The sequence below is a fragment of the Paraglaciecola chathamensis S18K6 genome, assembly GCA_000314955.1.
In the GTDB taxonomy this organism is placed as follows: Bacteria; Pseudomonadota; Gammaproteobacteria; order Enterobacterales; family Alteromonadaceae; genus Paraglaciecola; species Paraglaciecola chathamensis.
This window is the reverse complement of sequence record BAEM01000020.1, coordinates 20657-44445: the sequence shown is the minus strand read 5'-3', so window position 1 is coordinate 44445 and position 23789 is coordinate 20657. Positions and strand designations below refer to the sequence as shown.

Sequence of the window (23789 nt, the reverse complement as noted above, 5' to 3'; positions counted from 1 at the left end):
TGAATCAAATTTATTTAGCCAATCTATCAGTAGGTTAGGCTAGTTGGCGTTTGATCGTCGTTAGCAATGCATGCTTATCGATAGGTTTAGATAAAAAGTCATTCATACCCACATTTAAACAGTTATCCCTGTCTTCGATAAAGGCATTGGCAGAAAGGGCGACAATTGGCTGAGTAAAGTTCATTTCTGTTCTAAGTTTAATAGTTGCAGTGATGCCGTCCATGACGGGCATGTGCATGTCCATTAATATCAAGTCATATTGCTCAAAGATACAAGCTTGAATTGCTTTTTCTCCGTCGGTAGCGATGGCAACCTGGTAGCCAGCACCTTCCAGCATGACTTTTACGACCTCAGCGTTTATTTCGTTATCTTCAACAATGAGGATCTTATGAGCTGAGGTCGATTCAACGGGGTTTTCTTCCCGTTTTTGATGAAGGTTATGCAGTTCTCTTAGGTCTGCTTCCAATTCTTGTCTGAGCACAGGCTTAGCATGTGTTCGCCAAATAAGGCGTCTTATGTCTTGGGTGCACTCAAGATGTTCAATAACAGCAGATACCAAAATAATATGTGGTCTTTTGGACAGCTGTTGTGTTTGCATGGTGTTGATGACATCAATTCCATTGATGTCGGGCATGGATAAATCGAGCAGTAAGGCGTCAAATTGGCTGATGTCGCTCGCTAGAAACTCTGCGGCATGTGCAAACACTGTGGTTTTGTAACCTTGCGCTTTCACCACATGCTCTAAATACTCACGGCTGGTTTGCAAGTCATCTACGATAGCGCAGTGCAGAGGAATACTAGGGTGAATATTCTCGATGCGCTTATTATCAACCTCAATGGGAAGCGTCAGTACAAAGCAGCTACCTTCATTTTCAGTACTTTGAGCGGTTAACGTACCATGCATCAATTCGGTGAGTTGTTTCGCTATCGATAAGCCCAGCCCCGTTCCACCATGTAATCGGGTGGTGCTATGGTCTGCTTGCTCAAACTTATTAAAAATCGATTTTAGTTTTTCAGGTTTAATCCCAATACCTGTGTCTTGAACCGAAATATTTAACCAAAAACGTTTGTCTTTAACCTGTACTCCCACGTCTAAATTCACCTCGCCTTGGTGGGTAAACTTGATCGCATTGCTGAGTAAGTTATGCATAATTTGCGCTATTCGAGTGGGGTCTCCAAATATGTGCGAAGGTAGGGTGGTATTTTTGTTGTAGTTAAAATTAAGTTTCTTTAAGCGCGCATTGGCAGACTGTACCGATGTGACATCATCAAGTAATTGCAAAAGATCTAGTGATGTTCGCTCTATGCGTAACTTACCCGCTTCAATTTTTGAAAGGTCGAGCACGTCGTTAATCAGAACTAATAATTGTTTGCCGGAATTTTTTGCTTTCTTTAGGTACTCGCCGCTTTTATGCGGGTTATCTAAGGCTAATTCCATCATGCCAAAAAGGCCATTCATTGGTGTACGCAATTCGTGACTCATGCTGGCAAGAAATTCAGATTTTGCTTTGTTTGCCTCTATTGCTTGCTGCTCGGCTTCTTCCGCTTTTTGTATGGCGTCTTTAAGGGATGAAAGTGCATCACGCACTTTGTTTTCCATTGGACGAAAGATAAACAAGGCTTCGCAGAGCAACAGAATCAAGGTGAAAATCCACAAGAATATTTCGACTTTTTCAACGCGTTCAACTCTGCTTGTTGCTGCAAGTTCAAATGCATGCACGGCGCTGTCGAGGTTTTTCAGTAAGGCGTCACTGTTTTGCGCATTAAACCGAGAGGGCGGGGTAGTACAAGTATTACCTGATGCTAAAAATGCTCTGGCATCAGCGACATAATCTTGACTGGCCTTATCTAAGCCGTGTTCGCCATAATATAAAGAACTTACCGCTGGAGGGATATTGTTTAAGCTGGTCAAGTACTTTCGATTACCACTAAATGTGCTGAGGGCGCTTTCTAGGGCTTGTTTAAATTGATGCGTAGATTGAGGGGAGAGTTGGCAAGCGGATAACCTAGAAATCGATAGAGCGATACGTTGCGACAACATGCGTTGCTGCCCCGCAATATTAATCACATTTGCGTCATTTGCTTGAGCGCTGAATATGTACTTCAGAATAAGCGTAGAACCTGTAACGGTTACCGCCACTAGCGTCAACGCCAATATATAACGTGCACGAATCGATAAACCTGCCCTTGCTGCCAAAGTTCTTTCTCCTGTGCTCGTAGTTGTCATCGGTTGCCGACACTAACCTTGAACCTTGTGATAAACATCAAGTTAACCGTTTTTTGCGTCTTTTTTAGCGCGCGTACTAAAGTCTTAAACGAATCAATGTCCTAAACGAATCAAAGTTCTAAACGAGTCAAAGTTCTAAACGAATTAACGTCTTAAACGGATCAAACTAAAGCTTAGTCGATAATGGAGCGTTATTTTACCCAGTCTACCGTTTGATGCCTCCTGTGAGCAACTTACTATAATGCAGTAGAGCTGTCTTCATCGCAGGTTCTGCAAAATGGGTGGATGCTTTCCCTCTTTAGCATGAGATAAAGCAGCTGCTAACGACCACACTTTTTACCTTAATATTGGCGAAAAATAGGTTAAGAAAGGTGACATGTAGCCTTATTCAAAAGGGAACGATATTTAAAGGGGATCGATGCAAAAGCGCCACTTAGCAAATTGCTCTGCTACGTGGCGTAGGTTTTAGTACAAAGTGTAGCTTGCATAAAGTGAATAACTTTATGCAGTGGCTTTATTTTGATATTTATTCAGAAATATAATGCGGAATAAGAGCGACCGATTCAGGCGCATTAAAGCTGATGGATGCATTGGCAGCGATGTCTCCTCCTTCGCTGGCTAAGATGTTGTCAAAACGCATGATCACGTTATTTGACTTCTCTGCTACGAATAGATCACTGCCCGAATACATAATATCAACAGGGTTGCCTAAATTGGAGTTTGCACCGCCAATATTAACTTGTATTTCGGTTAGACCATCTGCTGAATCAGCGGCCGATAATACGTATAGCTTGCCATCAGTTGCATCAGCTGCGCTGCCTACATCGGATAGAATTAAGTTACCTGACGCTGGGTCAAAATCAATGCCGTGGATATTTGATGGTGCGAGTAATGCGGTGCCGCCTACAGCTGGAATGATCGTACGATCTTGTGCTGTTAACGTCGTCATGCCGCTATTCATACGCGCGGTAACTTCATCAAATACGGCAACCGTACCATTGGTTAGCGCTACATATGCTCGGTCTGTACTCGCATCATAATCAACGTCCCACGGACGGGCATTGTCGGCAAGATTTAAGGTTAGTACTGGAGCAGCATCGCCTGAGGCGCACAAAGAAAATACCAATATTCCTGGGGTGGTGGCGTTATTTTCGGCCACAAACAGTAAGCCACTATTTGACGCCACGTCTAAGCCTTTGGGAGTGACGAGTCCTGTGTTTTCACCGGCAATAACTCTGTCTCTGGCGGTATCGAATGATTCCGTATCGCGAGACTTAGCAACGCGGTTACCCACGAGTATACCGGCTGTACCTGTATCTGGATCATCAAAGGTTGCGTAGGCATCGCCTGCGATGTCAAATGCAACGCTTTCTATGCTTTGACTGTAATCGTACCCGCTGAGCTGAGTATTCAATGACGTGTTAAGTTTAGCAATCATACCAAAAGTATCAGCGCCTGCTGCTGGGTTTCCACTTACCGCGATACCATTAAAACTGACGTTGGTAGTGGCAATGTCCGATGCGTCTGCATTGTTGTTTGCTTCAGTGACTTGCACTAATGACTCAGGTTTTATACTGCTGGTTGTTAACGTCGGAGCGATATCTCCACTTGGACCAGAAAATATATTCGAAAACACCAGTATGGCGTCGTTAGATTTCTCCGCTACACGTAAATCTGTCCCACTAAGTACGATATCGACTGGATTACCCAATAATGTCAGCGGACCAGAAATAGAGCGTGCAACACTGACATTTCCATCGGCACTAGCGGCATTATCGATGACAAAAATAGCGCCGTCAGTGGCAGATGCTGCATCACCAACATCACTGACAACCAGTTTGTTTGTCTCACGGTCGTACACAATACCGTGAATATTTACTGAAATCGTACTTTGAGTATCGTCACTAGGGGTGATCACGCGGGCAGGCATGGCAGCAAACCCACCTGATACATAGTCGTCATAAACCGCAATAGTACCGTCGGTTAGCGCCACGAATAAACGATCGTTGACTTCATCGTAATCCAAGTCCCATGGTTTGGCGTCCGTTAAGGTTTCTGCTAGAGGGGCGACGTCGCCCGCAGCGGCTGAGCCAAATACACTGATACGCATACCGTTGAAGTCAGCGACCAAAACCAAGCCAGCACTATGTGCTATGTCGATACCTTTAGGGTTAACTAAACCAGTGTTGGCGCCGGTAATTTCTCGGTCTTCAATCGTATTAAATGCGTTATCTTCGGCGCGTTGTCCAATTCCACAAAGAAAACGCAAACTGCCTGTGGTGGCATCGCCAGCGTGTACAAGGTTATTAAGTGGATCAAGGGCGATGCCTTCATTGTTGCCGCTAGAAAGGGTTTTTAGTTTGGCCGCATTTTGATCGACTAAATCAACGGTTCCTGCATTGTCAGGGCCGTTATTTGATATTAAGAATTGCGCTGCTGCGAAACCGGGCGTGCCTGGTTGGCCGTCATTACCTGGGGTACCCATTTCCCCTTGCTCGCCTTGTGGACCTTGGGCGCCATCATCGCCATCACAGGCTGTAAGCGATAAAGCGACGGATAGACCAATCAATGTAGTTACAAATTTCCGGGTTGACGTATTCTTTGTTTGTGTATTCCTGATCATGATATTAGCTCCTTAAAGTAGCATGATTGCCATATTGCAAAGCGCCGAAAACGCGCGGTACATATAAAGGAACGATTCACTAAGCGCATTGGATGCAAATTAATGCAAAATTGTGCAAACAAAAATGTGCAAACAAAAAACTGTGCAAAAAATATTTAAAATGATAAAAATCAGTTACATCATTCCACTGTAACAAGTGAGGAGGGCAATTAATAATGCGGATTGGTATTAGAGCGGAGGGCTGGCAAAAGAGAAAACAACTACATAATCAACACGGCTGGTTTGCTCGAACAACCAATTAGCTTAGGGGGCTACTTCAGTGGGTTTTGAGCTAAGTTCTTGGTATGTTAAAAGAATTAAACAACTTAATAAGTACGCATTAGCGCACAGCGGCGCTTTGTACTTAATACGCTGGTTGAGTTTTAAAAGGCAATGATTTACTGGAATTGGTATAAAATAGCATGGCCCTCACATGTAATAATAAACACCTCATTTATTTTAACTATTAAAAAGTTTCGAGAAATAACAATGCGTAAAGAGGAAGAACTCTCTATTGTTGATGACATGCGTTGCCCATTTTGCCACCAAGGTAATCAGTGTAATAATGCTCGAGTTGCTCAAAATACGTCAAAGCGAGCAAATGCAGACGTACAGACCTTCAGCCCTGAGCCAATTAACAGCCCTAAGCCAATTAACGCCGCAGCTAATAATCAACAACAGTTAAAAACACAAAATACGCTTGATTGCTGGTGTTTTGTGGCTTCTATTCCTCAAGCACTTATTGATTTAGTGCCTGCAAATAGCCAGCACAAACAGTGTATCTGCCAACGATGCGTCAATGCTTTCAGCCACGATCCATGTGCATTTAAGCGCAAGTATTGCTGCTGACAATTGCTACTGACGAAAGAGTAGTCGTCGGTTCCTAAATGCCTGCAGGTTATTAGCTGCGGTTTTAAGCCGCGTTAGCTGCCTAATGGTTTTACAACAATCCCTTACTTTGCAGTTTTAATGCTAGCGCTTTGATGTGGGCAGGGCCTATTTCACAGCAACCTCCAATAATGGATGCGCCATTTTCTACCCAATTCATAGCGTGCGCCGCGTAATGTGCTGGGCTCAAATCGTTGCGCATTTCTAGCGCTTCTACTGTGTCTCCTGGATACAGCGCTTCGATAGACACAAAGCCATTCGCGTAGGCACCTAATTTCGCCTTTGATGCTTGCATTAATGGCCAGCAGGCGCTGATCGCTTCAGGCTGACTACAATTGAGTAATATCGCCTCTGGTGCCAGTGTTTCAAGCGCAGCTAACGCCTCTTTAAGCGATTCGCCACTGCGAAGTTGCTCGGGGTGACTGTCACTTACAGAAAATGCCACCCATACAGGTTTGCCACTTTCTTTGGCGGCGGTACAGGCTGCTTTGGCTTCATTAACAGATGACATGGTTTCACAAATAAAGATATCGCTGGCAGGTGACTGTAATTGCACCAGTTGGCGATAAGTTTCAAGGGAGTCCTCGAATGATAGAGACACTTCAGGGTGGTAGCTCGCAACGAGCGGTGGCAGGCTGCCGGCGATGGCCACATCGTTACGCTGCGATAGTTTAATTGCGTCTTGAGCTGCGCGCATCGCTGCATGGTGCAAGTGCTCAAGTTGCGCAAGTTCATTTTCACGCTTAAGGCGTTGCGGGGTCGCAGTGTAGGTATTAAGCGTAATGACACGAGCGCCACTTTCGATAAATTCGCAGTGTAAATCTCTGACTAGAGTCGGCTCATTCAGCATAATATCTGCCGACCACATCGGAGTGACCTCGCGGGAGCTTCGGCGCAGTAATTCTTGGCCCATGCCGCCGTCTAATAGGGTAATTTTGCTCATCGTTGTTGCCACTTCTTATCAGTTCCTGCTTTGCTAAAATTCGCGGCTATGATGCCTTAATTTCGCGGTTGATTCACTGCAACTATGGGCTGTTTTATTCATGAAGTGTGTATATTTTCATGAATTGACAAAAATAGCGGCAGAGACAGTAGAAATGGAAAGTAAGTGTGAGGGCACTGGAGTCAATTACAGCCAGTAATAGTATTTGCAACCCTTCGTCCGCTAAGCCTTAGTGACATGTGTACTAATGGTTCCAGCGATAACTTGTAAAATTTAGCTTGAGAATATACGATTGATAAACGTTTTATATATGGAGTGTTTATTATGGGGATTATAAAAATATCTGATGAAGTGCATGACGAAGTACGAAAAAGCTGTCAGGTCATGTCTCGTTCTATTAATGCGCAGGCCGAATTTTGGATAAAAATGGGGCGTTTAGCCGAGCTAAATCCGACCATGACGTTCTCAGAACTGATTGTGAACGAACTCGAAAACGCAAACGCCGATACCGTTTTAAAAGTCGTGAAGTAATATGCACGTCAATATTAAAAGTACTGAAGAAATTGAGCTAATGCGGGAGTCAGGCAAACTCCTAGCGCAAGTATTTCACATGTTAGATGACTTTGTGAAAGAGGGAGTCTCGACCTTAGAAATTAACGATCAAGTTGACGAATTTATTCGAAATACCTTAAATGCTAGGCCCGCAAGTGTGGGGCAATACGGTTATCAGTTCGCCTTAAATTCATCCGTAAACGAAGTGGTTTGTCATGGTGTACCGCGAGATAGCTACAGGCTTAAATCACGGGATATTATCAACTTAGACATCACACTTGAGAAGAATGGCTTTATCGCTGACTCTAGCAAAATGTACGTGATGAAGGAAGCTAACCCATTGGCCAAACGGCTGGTTAAAACGACCTACGAGGCTATGTGGGCAGGTATTAAAAAAGTAAAGCCAGGAGCCACGTTAGGAGATTTAGGCGCAGCAATTCAAACCTTAGCCGAGCGTAGTGGTTATTCTGTGGTGAAAGAGTTTTGCGGACATGGCATCGGCAAAGAAATGCATGAAAAGCCTCAAGTACTTCACTATGGAAAGCCCGGAAAAGGCTTAAGTTTACAACCTGGAATGACCTTTACTATTGAGCCCATGATTAACCAAGGCAAGGCGAAAACAAAGACCAAAAAAGACGGCTGGACGGTCATTACGGCTGATAGAAAACTTTCTGCTCAGTGGGAGCACACTATTTTGGTAACCCAGTCCGGTTACGAAGTTTTAACGCTTCGACAGGAGGAAGCTGACCTCGTTTAAACATGGTACAGCGCAAAACCCTGCGTAATAAAGCGGCTTTACCCATCGAATGCGTACAATGAGGTGAGCTAGGCTAGCATTGGCGTAGTAAAATACAAGCTCATGGCCACTATCTGTACCTGCACAGGGAGTTACCCCGTCAAATCGTCAAACGACGAGTCGCTAAGTGGTCGTGTTGAGCACGAAACGACATTCTCCCCCGTTCTTTTGCTGATTCTGCTCGATGTATTCTTTTTCTGCTGTTCTTTGTGTATTGGCTCTTCATTCAGTAGCGGCGTTATTCCTATAAAGCGCCAATGTGGACGCTAAATGTGTAATTTTTTCCTCTTCATATTCAGCCAATGTCAAAATTTCACTCACCATCACTGCTATCTTCGTCATTTGCAGCGTAAACAATCGCGTCGAGGATAGGGACCATAAGGTTTGCACTTAAAAATACTTCATTTGGCATATCTATTGCTGTTTTAAAGTCGGAGTACATAGAAAACCAACAGTTGTAGATCTTAAAATGAAACAGGAGATGCAAAGTGAAAACATTCCAAGATAGATATAACCTTCACGTTGATGTTGAAGCCATCGAAAATTATGTAGATGGAACGTTCCGCAAGCTCAATCGTACGACTCGCTCGTTACATAAACCGACTCCCCACCACCGCAAAGACAAATGGCAAGAACGCGACACGAAGCATTTATCCAGCCATTAATCACTTTTAATTAAATTTGATTTATTCAACGCAGATTAACGTTTGAAGGAGTCTTTGAGAATGAAAACCAATCAATTTACGATGCAGGATCCCAGAAGCCAATATCAGATGGGGCAAACCGAGAAAGACAGCGAACAGCCTGATCCTGGTTTGGATGAGATACTGGAGCCTACAGCAGATCATGGTGAAAACACCTATGTAGGGAGTGACCGATTGAAGGGCCGTAAGGCATTAGTCACAGGTGGAGACTCTGGGATTGGCAGAGCAGTAGCCATCGCATTTGCTAGGGAAGGGGCCGATGTTGTTATTAATTACTTAGCCAGTGAAGAAACCGATGCGCAAGAAACTCTAGATATATTAAAGGCCAGCGGCAGTAATGCGTGGGGTATTGCAGGGGATGTATCTGATGAAGAATTCTGTAACAGCCTAGTGAGTCACAGCGTAGAGAAATTAGGCTCAATTGATATATTGGTTAACAATGCAGGTAAACAGCAGTTTGTCGCCGACCTAGAAGATTTATCTACTGAGCAATTCTGTCAAACGTACGCAACGAATGTATTCGGTATGTTTTGGATAACAAAAGCTGCAGTAAAACATATGCCGCCTGGGGCCAGCATTATCAATACTACCTCTATTCAGAGTTATCAGCCCTCAGCTGGGCTTCTAGACTACGCCTCGACTAAGGGGGCTATTACTAGTTTTACCAAAAGTTTAGCTAAAATGGTGATAGATAAAGGCATAAGGGTCAATGGTGTCGCGCCTGGACCTATTTGGACACCACTACAGCAAAGCGGTGGCCAACCAGCGAAAAAGTTACCGAAATTCGGTGAAAATGTGCCAATTGGCAGACCAGGGCAGCCCGCTGAATTAGCACCGGTTTATGTCTATTTAGCGTCGCAAGAGTCCAGCTATGTAACGGCAGAGATAATGGGCATAACGGGCGGACAACACCTTCCTTAGACAGTTTACACTGCTGATGCAGAACAATAGCTTACGCGAATAAGTAGCTTAAGATTAAGTAGAAAAATAGCGGCACGAGATAGTGATTGGTAGTCGAAGTGAGCAGTAACAGAGCCGCTATCTCTTCATCCGCTTTTTAGGCAAACTCTTTATCAGTTATGCAGACAAGCCACCGATAAGCAACCACTGATCACCCGAAACGCCAACCGGCTTATTATCATTATTCAGCGTGCATTGCATTTTCACCATCGACTCGGTTAATAACACATCTTCAGCCATCATTGACGTATACCCAACGTTAGTAACAATATCTACGTTTTTATGTTCCAGTAAAAGTTTTGCTAACTCATGTGTTGTCATACGGTTAATAACGTCCTGCTGTCTTAATATCATCCGATTTTAGTCGAGTGAAAAATGTTTCTCGACACAAATATATTATTAGATAACGTGTTGATTATCATCAGCTAAGCGGTTAGCTGTTTAAAATATTAATATACTCGGTCAAACTTGTTAAGAATAAAAGACAGCGTTACTTCTTTTCTTGATCCTCATCAACTTTCTGATCTTTCATGAATTCTTCAAGGGCAGAACCTGGATCTTCTTCTCCTGCTATCGATTCCGCAATCGGGCTTCCTGCTTCTGCTTCTGAATCTTGTAATGCATCATCTTTATCTATGGTGTCATCGTCTTTTTTTACTGAATCTTGATCTTTATTGTTCATCTGGATACCTATTTTGTTTGGGTTGATATTTCCGAGCTTTACTATTTTCCAACTAGATAAATTGCGTCATTGAATTTGAATCGAGTACAACACCTTATCTTTATATATTGGATTGTCGACTAGCCTGCTCATTCTTAGCTTTTATACCTCGAATAAACTCCTCTACATAGGGTGCAAACTCTAAGGTTAACGCTATTAGTAACACAATTACCAAGTAAGTCGTCGGCAGTGGAGACGCTTTCAATTGAAGTGACAAGTCTGGGGGAAAGCCGCTAGGCGTAAATAAAGCGACAAATTGCTGCCAGTGGCGCGCGATAATAAGCACGAGTGCTAAAAGGGGGATCATCTCTAAGAAACTATGAACATGCTGTTCTATTGGCCCCACGCGGCGTCTGCTCACGGCGTAAGATACATCCCATAGGGCAGTAAGTTCATGGAGCAAAAAGAATAGGATACTGATAGCAATAATCAGACTATTTACTTCAAAGAGTAAAATAAGAACTAGCGGGACCCCCACCTCAGCAAACATTAATAAATGGATGAAGGACTCTTTAGCGCCGCTTGTTTTAGCTATATTACTTTGTCGATGGCAAAACCAATCGACAATACCGGCTAAAAGCCATATAGGTATCACAAAGTACATTAAAATAACTAACGTTGGGTCAATCATATCCTCTGAGTCCTTAACATTAATCTTTTGAAATCCTCACAATAACGATGAGTAATGGAGTTAACTCACTGTAATATTTCGTAATTGATCGGTTTATATTTGAAATTATTTGATTCGCCAGCAGAGCAAGCCGTTAACCCAACGATTAAATCCATGGTCGCTTCAAAGATAATATAATCGCCCGCTTTACTCTTAGGAGGGAGCACTTTTAATTTTCCGTCAGGGCTGACTCCCACATGCATAAAGGTGTTAAATGTCGTTCCTATTAAATGCTCAGGAATATCATATTTGGCTAGTGCATTGACTAGATTCCCATGGCAACCAGGTACGGGATCCTCATGTGGATAAAAATGTGTAAACGTATCGACACTGCATGGCGTTAAAAGAAAATCATGCTCTTCAACCAAATCCTCAATGATTTCCATCATGACATTGCTTTGGTTTGAATAAAGTTTGCTTCCTGACTTAAATGTCAGTGATTCGTTGTAATCTAGTGAGCGACCAGAAGACAAAAACTCCTTAATATCATGCTCGTTGAAGCAATATAGATCAGCCACCTGTTCACCCAGAGGATCTGTTACTTTTAACCGCTCTCCTTTTTTCATTTTAAATGCGGTTCCGCTTCTGGGTTTGATTACGTTACTCATTTTTTACTCCTCGTTGAGAATGGACATTGCCAATGGTTGTCGACACTTCTGCCGCTATACTGACGTGCTTCAGATACAACACCATGGTCATATAAATTAGGATTTGGAGAGCCAGAAAAGGCTTCTTCATTTTTTCGAATTCTTTCTCTTAATGCATTAAATTTGTTTGTTTCTTTCAACACTTGAAATTGGCTATGTAAATTGAAAACGATAGCGGGGTATTTGAAACGTCTAGCCTTTCGCTGCGCATAAGGGGACAAACCTATGATGAAAAACGCTTCTCCACCTAGGCTGAAACTGAACTGACTATCGTTAGGGTCGCAGCTTACGCGTTTATCCCAAGAATAAAGTTTCGAATCTAGATTATGCAGTTTCTGTAGTTTGTCCCACATGACTAATTCAAAATCTTTTTCATCCTTAAGTGAAGAATGTTTAAAAGTACAGACAAGGCTAGAATAGAGTTTTTTATCTTTATTAAAATTTTTAATGAAGCGATATATGTCACTGAGGATATCTTGGTTATGACTATCAGAGCGTATGTCTTTGAAATTAAGGGTTGTAATTTGGCTTTTATTTAGCGCAATTTTAGCGCCAACGCAGGGAAATCCATCTTGGTTAATAAAACTTTCAATCGAAGAAGGCAGGGGGAACTGAGGGTTATTCATGCCTAGTTCCTCGAGCCTCAACTACTATTTTCTTAATAAAGCATCGCGCTTTTTTGTTAACGCAATTTATTGTATTAATTAACGGCATATTCATTGGCTACTTGTCTCCGTATTCGCAGTTACCGCCTCGTTATTTCAATAGTGGTTTCAATTGACATGCCAAATATTTGAGAGAAGTCGATACCCTTGAGATGTAAGGAATAGAGAAGAGTGCAGGGCGTCTAAGAAATTTCCCACCCGTTTTTTAGTGATTTATAAGGAAAATATATACCCCGACATTGTAAGTTTTTCATTTCTCGAGAATTGATGTGGCTACTCTTATTTGTAGAGAAAATGAAATTGGAGTTATCCCGTGGTGTTGTCACCAATAAATTCGTATAGGAAATGCAAAAACAGTGCTTTGATTGAGAAGTGAAGGTCAACTAGGCAATTATTGAAGTAATTAGAGGCCAGTGCTCGCTAAGTATGCGCGCAAGTCACGAATGTGGTTTTGACTCATTTTAAACCATTTGGCTCAGACTGAAAGTGTAGCCCGTGCCGCACAATATCGAATCGCTGCACAATCATATGGGCTCTAAGCTACTCAATGATTGGTCATGTACAGCGAAAGGCTATCTGAAATATAGATAAAGGAATGACGCTACTAGTATTAAAATCGTGGTGCTAGCTTTGCCCGCTATAATGCTTTTGGTTTTCGAAACACCATTTGCAATTAAGACTTTAGCGACAAAGAAGTAGCTGAACAGCACTGATAAAATTGCGATGGCAAGCAGAACTAAAACGGTTTCTGGGACTGATACGACTGATTGTTCCATTGTCTTCCTCACTAAATTCTATGCCACAAAACACGCAGCATCTAACACCTAACAGAATGATTATTTATAACAGTTTGCTCAGCGACTTCAAATAATCCGTTGATCTTGCACGCACTTGCACAGCATGGATATTATTTTGAAAGCCTGAATAAACTAGCTCGCTGTTACGCCAGCAAGCGGGCTTGTTCTTAATAGCCAGCAAGCGGGCTTACGAGGTCAAACAAATTACTATTGGCGAACAAGCTTGCATCTGTGCTGGTGAGTGTTGCGGTTTGTGCATCGGCATTTACTACGGTAAGTACATGCGTTTCTTCATTGGTCAGGATATTGAACACGTTTCCATTTTGGCCGGGTAAGGCTTCGCTTTTTATCAGTTGAAACCTATCGCCTTTTGCAACACCCATTTCACTGCCAATATTAATGACAATGTGTTGGTTGTTTTTATAAATAATTTGCCCGAGTGATTTCTGACAGGTCAGGGTATTGCTGATATCAATCACCGCGCTATTGATCGTATTCAAAACGACTCGGCCGTAGTCGCTACGCCAGAATAAGCTGTTATAGGTATCGACGGGGTAAGTGGCATTAAAATTCCAGTCGGCTTCGCCATGATAACTTTGGTTAACCAGCATTTTGTTTTTGAAGGCATCAAACAAATACAACTGCATGGTGAAATTGCGCCTTAAGGCAACATCATCACTGATAAGTCCTTTGGTCGTCTGTTCGAACAGGCTAATGTCTCTAATGTAGCCAAAAAGAACAAATTGGCTGTGATACTGATTCGCTAAGTGGCGTGCAGTGTCCGAAATGTAACCAAAGGTAGGCTCTTGCAGCACACTTTTAGGAATGAATACCTGATTAATCAGTTGAACTTTGGCCACCAACTCATCTGAGAATAACTGTTGCTCTACGCGTTTACTGACCTGGGGGCCTAAGTCAAAAATAGCACCATAACTGGCCTGGGCGGGTTTAAGTACGGGGAGTTGAGTGACAAGTAGGGCGCGCATGTAGTTGTCATGGCTACAATCAAATAACGGCTCGATATCCACTTTTACGTATACATGTAAAATATCGTCGACAACCTCTTCACTAAGAATTTCGACCCGTCTAATTTTCCCTTCACTGCGCAATTCGGTTTTACTGCTTTGCAGCAGGCCATCTAAAGAAATGTCTTTGGCGGTGATCATTATCCCGTGCTGGAATGATGCATCAGCGATGGCATTTTTGATCGCAGCAGCGCGAATGATGTTTAAGTCAGCTCCGTCAACCGCGAGCTGAGCGTTGCCTTGATACCATACCGCTAGCGCGGGCTGACTAAATAAACTAACAGCGAATAAGGGGAGAAAAAATCCACATAGGGCGCGGCGTATAGTGTTCATCTACTCAAGAATACCAAATAGTTTACCTAGCAAGGATGACTCTTGGTTATCTTGCTGTTCCCCTTTTCCGCTAAATTCGATGCGCGAGTTACCTACTTTAACTGAACTGACGGTGTTGTCGTTATCGATATCGCTGGGGCGGATCTCTCCAGAGAATCGAATAAACTCTTCACCCTTGTTAAGCGTCATCCATTTCTCACCGGCCACCAATAAGTTACCGTTTGGCATGATTTCTAGCACATAAACCGTAACATCTCCTTCTAAAGAATTGTCTTGTTTGGTTTCAGCAGAGCTATCAAACTCGTTTTCTTGTTCGAAATCAGCATTCAGTTTGTCGCCGTTAATTTGTAAAGGCCCTGCGTTTACGGTGACAGGGTCGAGGGTAAAATTACCACTTTTGTCTCGGCTGTAATTCAGGGTTTTCTTTGACGACGTTTTTTCCGCTAACTCCACTAAAATCATGTCGCCCACACGATATCGATTATTCCGTTGATACAAACCGACCAAATTGTCTGGGTCAAACAGAGAGCCTGTAGGCACTTTTACCGCAGGAAAAGGGTCGACTCTGACTGGACGAAACTCTGGATCACCACGCTCAATGTCTGTTTTTGTTGGTTGGATAGCACGTTGTTTTACATTGGGGTTGGTAGGGCTACTGGCTATTACCTGTTCATCATTGGTGATAGGCGTACTACAAGCGGTAACAACAAGTACCAAAAGTAGCGTTAAGATTCTGATTAACATGACATTAAACTACATATAGAGAACGAATAAATATGTTCGCACATTCATTTGAAGCTTGTCTGTATGGCGAGTGTCAAGGTTGTGTAATGAAGCGTCAACTTTGCAAAGATAGGTAAATAAGCTGACTGGTGAAGTTCTATTTTGTTATGACTGATATCAAAATCACGTTTACATTTATGTTAATCAGGGGACAGGGTGAGCATCATTGATCAATTCTCGTTAAGTCAATTTAGCGAGACAGACACGGCAGTATTAACCAATGTACCAAATGCTACTCACACTACATCAGCGGCGACCTCATCGCTTGAAAGTAGCACAGGAGTAGGCGCGTATTTCGCGGATATTCTCGCCAGCCTCCAGGGGGCCTCCGGTGAATTCATGGAGAATGAGACGCTTACCTCGTCGTTGCAAACCTCAAGCTTAAGTACTGCCGAAAATGATACATCGGCCGCATCTACGCTTGCTACTGGAGCTGCGGCAAGTAGTTTGTTTGCATCGCTTTTATCGATGGATGACGCCACAGATAACAACGAGACAAGTCTAGCAAACGCTTCACCCGAAACGATAATAAGCGATGTGTTAAGTGCTGATGAAAGCATCGCGCAAATTCAGCAGCAATTAATGGCTTCTCTGAACGCTAATTTATTCGGCGGGTTGTTAGGAGATAGCGTAGGTGTGGATAGCGCCAGTGGTTTAATGGCTGGGCTTGGCTCATCATTTTCTGACGAGTCGATATCCACCATGCAATCAAACTTACTCACGAGCCTACATTCGAGCTTATTCAGTGGTCTTGCAAATGATAGTGCTGTGCAAACAAGCGGTGCACAGCAAGGCGTGTCTGCAGCATCAAAAAGTGTTGTGGATGAAGCACAGTCAAGCTATTCGTTTTTACAGGACATAAGCAAGGTCTCCTTTGGTGAAGACGGTTTTGGTTTGAATGAACTGTTTGATACGGTCAATATTGCTCAGCACATTCCTATTATGTCGAGTCTCTATCAAGATATGACAGGGGAGGGGATGAGTGCTGCTGCAAGTCTAGCAGGGGGCTTTTTATACGGTGGACCAACCGGGCTTGCTTTATCAGCGGCCGACTTGATGGTTAAAGGCGTTACTGGTACCACTGTTAGCGATGCGATAGTCGATTTTGACTACGCTGGTACGTTCTTTGGTGATCTCCCGGAGGCGGCAGCTGCGCAAGAAGCCTTAAAATCCAGTGACGCACCAATTGAAGAATCCACTAACGCATATCAGTTCGTCTCGCGACTTTTCTAACTGATTGTATGACTCGACTAGCATTACGTTTAGCATAATTTAAGCATGATGATTGCATGAGGTATCGGACGAAATAGTTTATTCGTTGCAACCATAGGAGCCTCAATGCCCGTAATCGAACCCGCTACCGGTGTTTCAACTGACGTTGATCTTTACCAACCTCAGTCATTGGTGAGTATTCAAACGCCAGACTGGAGCAAAGATGCAGTTATTTATGAAATTAACCTTCGACAATTTACCAAAGAAGGTACGTTTCGCGCAGCCGAAGCGCATTTACCTCGATTAAAGCAGCTTGGCGTGAGTATTTTATGGCTGATGCCTATCCATCCCATCGGTAACAAAAACCGAAAAGGCTCCTTGGGTAGCCCATATGCTGTGCGAGACTACTTCTCCCTAAACCCAGAATTCGGATGTGTTGAGGACATGCGTCATTTCGTGGATTATGCCCATGAACTAGGGCTTTACGTCATCATAGATTGGGTAGCTAACCATAGTGCTTGGGACAATGTGTTAGTTGAGCAACACCCACACTGGTACGCCAAAAATCATCAGGGTGACTTTACGCCTACGCCTTGGTGGGACTGGGACGATATAATTGACTTTGATTACAGCCAGCCCGATCTGCGAGCCTATATGGCCAGTGCTATGCGTTATTGGGTTAATGAAACAGACATTGATGGTTATCGCTGTGATGTGGCAGGGTTTGTACCACAGGACTTTTGGGCACTGGTGCGCAGGCAATTAGACGCAATAAAACCCGTATTTATGCTCGCGGAATGGGAAGCGCGCGATTTGCACTACAACGCATTTGACATGAGTTATGCGTGGTCATGGAATGAAGCGATGCACGGCATTGCGATGGGAAAATTGCCTCTGAGTAAACTTTACAAATATTATTCATGGAATGAGAAATCCTTTCCCAAAGCTTCTATGCGTATGACCTTTGTCAGTAATCACGATAAAAACGCTTGGGACGGCACTCAGTTTGAGCAGTTCGGTGATGCTTTAGAATGCGCCATTGTACTGTCCGTGCTTGGGGAGGGCATGCCGTTAATTTATAACGGGCAAGAGGCTGGTAACCCAAAACGCTTGGCTTTTTTCGAACGAGACCCTATTGACTGGCGAGGTCATCGCATTGGCGACTTGTACACAGATTTAATCGCCCTTAAAAAAGCACATAGCGCTTTGCATAACGGACAGTGGGGGGCGCGAATGATCCCCGTCACTAACTCTCATCCCGACAAGGTGTTCAGCTTCATGCGTCAAGATAAAGCCAGTAAGGTCATTGTCATGCTCAATCTCAGTGGTGAGCAACTCCCTTTATCGTTGACATCAAACGCTGTATTTGGGCCAGTAGAGGATTGGCATACAGGGGAGCGAATTGAGTTGACGAACAAATGCGAATTTAACCTAGCGCCTTGGCAATGGCTGGTTTTTACCGCGTAACGCATGGGTAAATGCGAGACGAAACTACGGCGAAAATCACGCCGTCATAAACGCAGTACGCCGTTATATAGACACCCATGATAGTAATGAGCGGTTCGGGGGCTAAATATTCTAGTGTTGTGGCTTTCGTTGCACCGAAATCAGCGAAAAGGCTTCTTGTTTATTCCCGATAAACCAGCAGTGAGCTGAAATTTATAAAGCGGCGCCATCAAAAATTAAAGATGGGTGTCCATGTAATGTTTGTGATTTTTTAACATGGGTGTCCATGTAACGTTGGGGGCCAAGTAACGTTTGTGATTTGTAGCATGGGTGTCCACTTAACGCTTGTGGTTTTTAACATGGGTGTCCATGTAAAACTTTTAGAAAAGTTATAACGATACGCACGATAGCAATGACCAACTTTACAGTTGAGCTAGTCGAGTGTTTTGTCTTAGGTAGCATCGGCATTGTTGGGCTAGATAACTTGCTAGGGATATATCCTCAGATCTGGGAACGAGGGATATTGCAATGAATTCGGTTTAGGTGGCGATAATAATTTTATCGTTTAAAGGCGATTAAACTCTGAAAATCTAGCGATTATTTGGCATAATCCTCCTCTTTTTATGTATAGGTATGTGCGCCGTTCGTTATGTCCAAGTCTTCTAAACTGTTTGCCCCTGAGGGTATTTTATCTCAAGCGATACCCGGATTCACGGTGCGCCAAGCGCAAACCGATATGGCGAATGCAGTAGAAGAAGCAATCGATCACAAGTCGGCCTTGATTGTTGAGGCGGGTACTGGCACAGGCAAAACCTTCGCGTATTTAGCTCCCGCGCTGCAAGCGAAAAAGAAGACGATCGTCTCAACGGGCACCAAAAACCTGCAAGAGCAGCTCTATCATCGCGATTTACCTCTGATTAAAAAAGCCATTGGAGTAAATGGCAAAATAGCCTTGCTCAAAGGGCGTTCTAACTATTTATGTTTGCACCGCCTTCGTCAGCATGGTGGCAGTAGCACTTTGCTCGACAAGACCACCATGGTTGAATTGTCCGATGTGCGCCGCTGGGCCACATCGACTAAAACCGGTGATATGGGAGAGATGAAAAGTCTCGCTGAGGACGCAAAAGTGCTGCCGTTTGTTACCTCCACGGTAGATAACTGCTTAGGTAAAGACTGCCCAGACTACGAAGATTGCTACATGATCAAGGCCAGACGCAAAGCCCTCGATGCAGATTTGGTAGTGGTGAATCATCATTTGTTTTTCGCTGATATGGCCCTAAAGGATACCGGATTTGGTGAGCTAATACCCGAAGCTGACGTGGTGATATTTGATGAGGCTCATCAAATTCCTGATATCGCCAGTGAATACTTTGGTGAAGCGTTATCTAGCCGCCAATTGCATGACTTAAGCCGTGATTTAGAGATGGTGTACCGCACATCACTAAAAGATGCCAAGCAGTTACATACGGCCGGCGAAAAATGCAAAATGATTTCTGCTGACTTGCGTTTGTTGTTTCCTGAACAAGCACAAAAGGGCAACTGGCGAGAAATGTTGTCACGCAGTGATGTGCAAACTCAAATCAGCAAGTTAACTGATTCGCTGAATGTGTTGTATGAAGTGATCAAACTACATTTGAGCCGAGACAAAGACCTAGACAGCATTTTTGAGCGTGTCAGTGACGCCAGAATGAAGCTAACGCGCCTGACCGATGCCAACCAAAAGGGTGTCAGTTTGTGGTACGAAACCACCATGCGTCATATTGTGCTGCATCTAACTCCTTTGAGCATCGCAGCGAAATTCTCTAAAATCGTGTCATCACCAGAGCGCACTTGGGTATTTACCTCAGCGACGTTAATGGTCGGGGATGGATTTGAGCACTTCCAGCGCCAAATGGGCTTGCAGCACGCAAATACACTTTCCCTTGATAGTCCGTTTAATTATCAGAAACAGGCCATGCTTTGTGTTCCGCGTTTTTTACCTGAGCCTAACGCCAGAGAAATGCGGCAAACCTTATTGGATATTTCGCTTAAATTGATTGCTGCCAGCGGTGGGCGCTGTTTCTTACTGTTCACTAGCCATGCTACATTGCGAGCGATTGCTGCCATGTTAGAAGACAAGGTTGATAATCAAATTTTAGTTCAGGGCACCACCACAAAACGTGCATTGCTGGAATCCTATGTAAATAGCGATAATGCAGTTTTGCTCGGCACCGGTGCGTTTTGGGAAGGCGTGGACGTAAGAGGGAATGATTTAACCTGTGTGTTAATTGATAAATTGCCTTTTGCCTCACCGGATGATCCATTGTTGCAGGCGCGAATTGAAGATTGTCGCAAAGCGGGTGGCAATCCATTTGCACAGTTACAAATTCCTCAAGCTGCCATTGCGTTAAAGCAAGGGGCAGGACGTTTGATACGCGACGAAACTGACAGAGGTGTTTTGGTTATTTGTGATAACCGCTTAGTTACGAAAGACTACGCAAAGACGTTTTTACGCAGTTTGCCGGATATGCAACGAACGCGACACTTGCCGAATGCGCTGGCATTCCTTGAAGAGATCCATGAGGATGCCCAGCAAGCAAAAAAAGCGCTTAAGGCCAATAAACAATCAGCAGATGAACAAAATTTGCAAGCTGTAAAAGCCGCAGCTAAACAGGCAGAAGAAGGCCAACCAGCACCAGCGAACACAGCGGATACAAGCGACATTTTAAAGAAGGAAACACAGTGAATCTTTTGATCATTGATACCGCAACAGAGGCGTGCTCTGTTGCGCTTAGTATAAACGGCCAACACCTTGACCAATTTGAAATATGTCCTCAGCAACATAGCCAGCGTATTTTACCCATGATTGAAGGCTTACTTAATCAAGCTGGCGCGACACTCGCGCAACTCGATTATTTAGGGTTTGGGCAAGGCCCTGGCAGTTTTACCGGAGTACGTATTGCTACTGGTATTTTGCAAGGCTTAGCCCTAGGTACTGAATTGCCAGTGGTCGGGGTATCTACATTAGCGGCGATGGCGCAGCAAGCGATAGATGAACACCAAGCGCAAGATATATTTTGCGCCATAGATGCCCGCATGGGGGAAGTATATTTCGCCCATTATCAAGCTGCAGACGGCATTGCTACGTTGGTTGGCCATGAGCATGTTTTACCCCCAGAGGAAGCTGCTGACATTCTTATGCAAAAGTCCACAACTTCCTCGTTTGGGGTTGGCACAGGCTGGGCAGCTTATGATGCTTTGCTAGGAAAACTCGACGCTGAGCGTCAACCCAAGGTGTTAGATGCAGTGCTCTATCCGGATGCAAAATACATGTTGTCTCTGGTTGAAAACGCCGCCAAAGCCGGACTCGCCAAAGAGATAGAAGAGGTTGAACCCGTGTATTTGCGCGATAAAGTAACCTGGAAAAAGCTACCAGGACGAGAGTAATAACATTATCGCCTAGCCATTTGGAGAATAGCAAAGCTGGGTAAACCTGTGCTATAAGTAAACAATGATGTGTTAAATCTGTGTGGTTTCTACCCTGTCATTAATACATCATTATCTGTTTAACGAAGTGAATAAGAGGGTCACGTGAGAGTCGAATCGTCCGTTAGCGCATTGCAACGCCCATTGCACGACAATGCAATTAAGCGCAACAAGCAAGAAGACAATGCCAAGCAAGATGTGGCTTCGGCGTTTGACGGTGCTAAAAATGTACAGGACATTATTCGCAGTGGCTCGGTAGAAGCGTTTAGCCAAGCAGAAACATTTCGTCAGCCAGCCAGTGCTGACGATACATCCACCTTTAGCTCGCAAAACGCGATTGATACCTACCAGAGTGTATCTAAAGAAGAGCGACGCAGTGAGATCCAGCAAATGTTAGGCGTTGATACCTTCGCTTAAGTGCCAGCAAACAACGCTTTCTTGTTGTTTAGATAACCCTTTGTAGGTCGCTACCTTAGTAAAATTACCTCCCAATATTTGTCATGCCTGTAACGTTTTGATACAAGCCATTTAAAGATTGTTAAGTTCTGATTTTGTCAGATCTGTAGTATCGTTAGTTCCATGATGTATTTTTGTCGAGGTGGTTATGTACACTAAAATAGGTTTCCTATTCGTTACTATGTGGTTAGCAGGTTGTTCAACACTTCCAGAACAAATTCAGTTACCTGAAGAGACAAACTTGATTACGTATCAAGAAGCGGCGTCTAAATCTAAAGACGTTTTAGGCCAGAAGGCACGTTGGGGCGGGGTGATAGCACGGGTGGAAAATAAACCCAATGATACCCTAATTGAAATGGTGTATTACCCGCTGCGCAGCTACGGACGTCCACTGCAAAGTGACGAGAGCATTGGTCGTTTTCGGGTTTATGTAAATGGTTTCTTAGATCCTATGGTGTATAAGAAAGGCCGAACCATGACGTTTACCGGTGATTTCGTGCGTTTAGAGAAAGGCATGGTAGGCGAACATGAATATGTGTTTCCGACACTTGCTTCAAGTGGCTATTACTTATGGAAAGAGATTCAGCAAGTTGATGTGAATATGATAAGCGTTTGGCCTTATGATTACTGGCGATATGGTTGGTACAATCGCCCGTTCCACAACCGGCTGATTATACGTAATACGCATCGCACAAGAAGTAGCCCAGCAAAATCGAAATCGTCAGCTAAAGCGAAAAGCAATTAATTTAGCGAGTATTGCTGTAAAAAGCAGATGAAACGGCTACTCATGTCATACCTTTTTTGGGTATCTCTGATAGCCGTTTTTTTATGGATAAATCATGCAAGAAATGAGTATAAAAGGCGTTCGTAAACAAGAAGTTGAATTTCCCCTACGCAATATCACGCTCCGTGGCCTAGGTTTTGGCGACTCCTCTAAGCCCCTTATTGTGGCGCTACATGGTTGGCTCGACAATGCCGCCACGTTTGAACCTCTGGCTGGCTACTTAACCGACTATTATTTGGTCGCGCTGGATCTTGCGGGTCATGGTAAGTCCGATCACCGCAGTAAAGACGCGCACTATCATCTAGTCGATTTTGTTTACGATGTACATGAAGTGGTTGAATCCCAAGGTTGGAGTGATTTCATTTTACTTGGGCATTCTATGGGCGGCATTATCGGCTCTATGTATACCAGTTGCTTCCCAGAGAAGGTGAGTAAATATATAACGATCGAATCCTTAGGGCCGTTTACCAAAGACAGTGAAAGTAGCCCTACACAATTACGTGAATCTATTGAGAGTCGTTTAGCTGGGGCGGCGAGTACGGGCAAGCATCCATCTAACAAGCAAAGTGTTATTCGCGCGCGCGCAATTGCAGGTGGTTTTTCAGATGATTGTGCAGCGATATTAGTCGAGCGTAACCTCACAGAGGTAAACGGGCAACTTGAATTCACCACAGATAGACGACTTCGAACGTTTTCGTCGTTGCGTATCACAGAAGACCAAGCACAGGCCTTTTTAGAAGCCATTACTTGTCCGACCATTGTAATCATTGCAGATAACGGTTACGAAATAGTGAAAAAAACGGCCGAACTACGGAAAAACTGGATAAAGCAGGTTAAATTGCTTCAATCCCCAGGGTCACATCATCCGCAGCTGGATAATCCGCAAGCAGTTTCTGCGCATATATTGCACTTTGTACACGAAAATTAACTATTTATAGGCAAAATGTTAATTATTTGTAGGGAACTGCGTTTATCTTTCTATGGGCTTTGGGTATTATGCGGCGCAATAAGTAGTATAATACCGTCGACCATCGCATTTGTGCACTTTTCTGT

General features: G+C 43.8%; 23 protein-coding genes. 12 read left to right on the top strand and 11 right to left on the bottom strand.

Features of this window, described 5'->3' with window-relative positions; genetic code table 11:
- Window positions 1–34: 34 nt before the first annotated feature.
- Together GCHA_RS05755 and GCHA_RS05750 are read right to left on the bottom strand one after the other, a co-directional pair.
- Window positions 35–2197: a response regulator gene (locus GCHA_RS05755; RefSeq protein ID WP_007986060.1), complete on the bottom strand. Its 2163-nt coding sequence runs from the start codon at window positions 2195–2197 to the stop codon at window positions 35–37.
- Between the two features lie 556 nt (window positions 2198–2753).
- A complete protein-coding gene (locus GCHA_RS05750; RefSeq protein ID WP_039992152.1) occupies window positions 2754–4850 on the bottom strand; it encodes a collagen-like protein in 2097 nt (698 codons plus the stop codon).
- Window positions 4851–5378: 528 nt separating this feature from the next.
- On the opposite strand from GCHA_RS05750, the gene GCHA_RS05745 reads away from it, so the two are divergent.
- Window positions 5379–5738: a cysteine-rich CWC family protein gene (locus GCHA_RS05745; RefSeq protein ID WP_007986055.1), complete on the top strand. Its 360-nt coding sequence runs from the start codon at window positions 5379–5381 to the stop codon at window positions 5736–5738.
- Window positions 5739–5829: 91 nt separating this feature from the next.
- Here the strand turns inward: GCHA_RS05745 and GCHA_RS05740 are convergent, their stop codons facing one another.
- Window positions 5830–6720, bottom strand: a complete 891-nt coding sequence (locus GCHA_RS05740; protein WP_039992151.1) for a homocysteine S-methyltransferase family protein — start codon at window positions 6718–6720, stop codon at window positions 5830–5832.
- A gap of 324 nt (window positions 6721–7044) precedes the next feature.
- Here GCHA_RS05740 and GCHA_RS05735 point away from each other — a divergent pair, with 324 nt between their 5' ends.
- The 4 genes from GCHA_RS05735 (at window position 7045) to GCHA_RS05725 (ending at window position 9693) form a co-directional block, all read left to right on the top strand.
- A complete protein-coding gene (locus GCHA_RS05735) occupies window positions 7045–7251 on the top strand; it encodes a ParD-like family protein (RefSeq protein ID WP_007986053.1) in 207 nt (68 codons plus the stop codon).
- A 1-nt stretch (window position 7252) separates the two neighbouring features.
- A complete protein-coding gene (map, locus tag GCHA_RS05730; RefSeq protein ID WP_007986052.1) occupies window positions 7253–8029 on the top strand; it encodes a type I methionyl aminopeptidase in 777 nt (258 codons plus the stop codon).
- Window positions 8030–8556: 527 nt separating this feature from the next.
- Complete coding sequence (locus tag GCHA_RS23005; protein ID WP_007986050.1) at window positions 8557–8733, top strand: hypothetical protein; 177 nt, start codon at window positions 8557–8559, stop codon at window positions 8731–8733.
- Window positions 8734–8793: 60 nt separating this feature from the next.
- Window positions 8794–9693: an SDR family oxidoreductase gene (locus GCHA_RS05725; protein ID WP_007986049.1), complete on the top strand. Its 900-nt coding sequence runs from the start codon at window positions 8794–8796 to the stop codon at window positions 9691–9693.
- 156 nt (window positions 9694–9849) lie between these two features.
- Here the strand turns inward: GCHA_RS05725 and GCHA_RS23000 are convergent, their stop codons facing one another.
- The 8 genes from GCHA_RS23000 to GCHA_RS05685 form a co-directional block, all read right to left on the bottom strand.
- Window positions 9850–10053, bottom strand: coding sequence for a hypothetical protein (locus GCHA_RS23000; RefSeq protein ID WP_013754194.1), 204 nt, complete (start codon window positions 10051–10053; stop codon window positions 9850–9852).
- Window positions 10054–10222: 169 nt separating this feature from the next.
- Window positions 10223–10414, bottom strand: a complete 192-nt coding sequence (locus GCHA_RS05715; protein ID WP_007986047.1) for a hypothetical protein — start codon at window positions 10412–10414, stop codon at window positions 10223–10225.
- A gap of 100 nt (window positions 10415–10514) precedes the next feature.
- Window positions 10515–11084, bottom strand: a complete 570-nt coding sequence (locus GCHA_RS05710; protein ID WP_007986045.1) for a hypothetical protein — start codon at window positions 11082–11084, stop codon at window positions 10515–10517.
- Between the two features lie 65 nt (window positions 11085–11149).
- Window positions 11150–11731, bottom strand: a complete 582-nt coding sequence (locus tag GCHA_RS05705; protein WP_007986043.1) for a DUF1989 domain-containing protein — start codon at window positions 11729–11731, stop codon at window positions 11150–11152.
- Entirely contained in the window at window positions 11728–12396 is a 669-nt protein-coding gene (gene gntA / locus GCHA_RS05700) for a guanitoxin biosynthesis heme-dependent pre-guanitoxin N-hydroxylase GntA (RefSeq protein WP_007986041.1), read from the bottom strand. Before gntA ends, GCHA_RS05705 begins: the two co-directional genes overlap by 4 nt.
- Before the next feature lie 611 nt (window positions 12397–13007).
- Window positions 13008–13211, bottom strand: coding sequence for a hypothetical protein (locus GCHA_RS05695; protein ID WP_007986039.1), 204 nt, complete (start codon window positions 13209–13211; stop codon window positions 13008–13010).
- 188 nt (window positions 13212–13399) lie between these two features.
- On the bottom strand, window positions 13400–14590 hold the full coding sequence (locus GCHA_RS05690) for a flagellar assembly protein T N-terminal domain-containing protein (protein WP_007986037.1): 1191 nt from the start codon (window positions 14588–14590) through the stop codon (window positions 13400–13402).
- The gene (locus GCHA_RS05685; protein ID WP_007986035.1) at window positions 14591–15334 is read right to left on the bottom strand and encodes a flagellar basal body L-ring protein FlgH; all 744 of its coding nucleotides are present in this window, start codon (window positions 15332–15334) and stop codon (window positions 14591–14593) included.
- 195 nt (window positions 15335–15529) lie between these two features.
- On the opposite strand from GCHA_RS05685, the gene GCHA_RS05680 reads away from it, so the two are divergent.
- From GCHA_RS05680 to GCHA_RS05650, 7 genes are all read left to right on the top strand, one after another.
- On the top strand, window positions 15530–16606 hold the full coding sequence (locus tag GCHA_RS05680; protein ID WP_007986033.1) for a hypothetical protein: 1077 nt from the start codon (window positions 15530–15532) through the stop codon (window positions 16604–16606).
- Between the two features lie 105 nt (window positions 16607–16711).
- Entirely contained in the window at window positions 16712–18052 is a 1341-nt protein-coding gene (locus GCHA_RS05675) for an alpha-amylase family glycosyl hydrolase (RefSeq protein WP_007986031.1), read from the top strand.
- A gap of 628 nt (window positions 18053–18680) precedes the next feature.
- Window positions 18681–20756 carry a DNA repair helicase YoaA gene (gene yoaA, locus GCHA_RS05670; RefSeq protein WP_007986029.1) on the top strand — a complete coding sequence of 692 codons (2076 nt, stop codon included), beginning with the start codon at window positions 18681–18683 and terminating at the stop codon, window positions 20754–20756.
- Window positions 20753–21457, top strand: coding sequence for a tRNA (adenosine(37)-N6)-threonylcarbamoyltransferase complex dimerization subunit type 1 TsaB (tsaB, locus tag GCHA_RS05665; RefSeq protein WP_007986027.1), 705 nt, complete (start codon window positions 20753–20755; stop codon window positions 21455–21457). The genes yoaA and tsaB overlap by 4 nt, the downstream gene beginning before the upstream one ends.
- 144 nt (window positions 21458–21601) lie before the next feature.
- The gene (locus GCHA_RS05660) at window positions 21602–21913 is read left to right on the top strand and encodes a hypothetical protein (protein WP_007986025.1); all 312 of its coding nucleotides are present in this window, start codon (window positions 21602–21604) and stop codon (window positions 21911–21913) included.
- A 187-nt stretch (window positions 21914–22100) separates the two neighbouring features.
- Window positions 22101–22697 carry a Slp family lipoprotein gene (locus tag GCHA_RS05655; protein WP_007986024.1) on the top strand — a complete coding sequence of 199 codons (597 nt, stop codon included), beginning with the start codon at window positions 22101–22103 and terminating at the stop codon, window positions 22695–22697.
- A gap of 94 nt (window positions 22698–22791) precedes the next feature.
- Window positions 22792–23664, top strand: coding sequence for an alpha/beta fold hydrolase (locus GCHA_RS05650; protein ID WP_007986022.1), 873 nt, complete (start codon window positions 22792–22794; stop codon window positions 23662–23664).
- Window positions 23665–23789 lie beyond the last annotated feature (125 nt).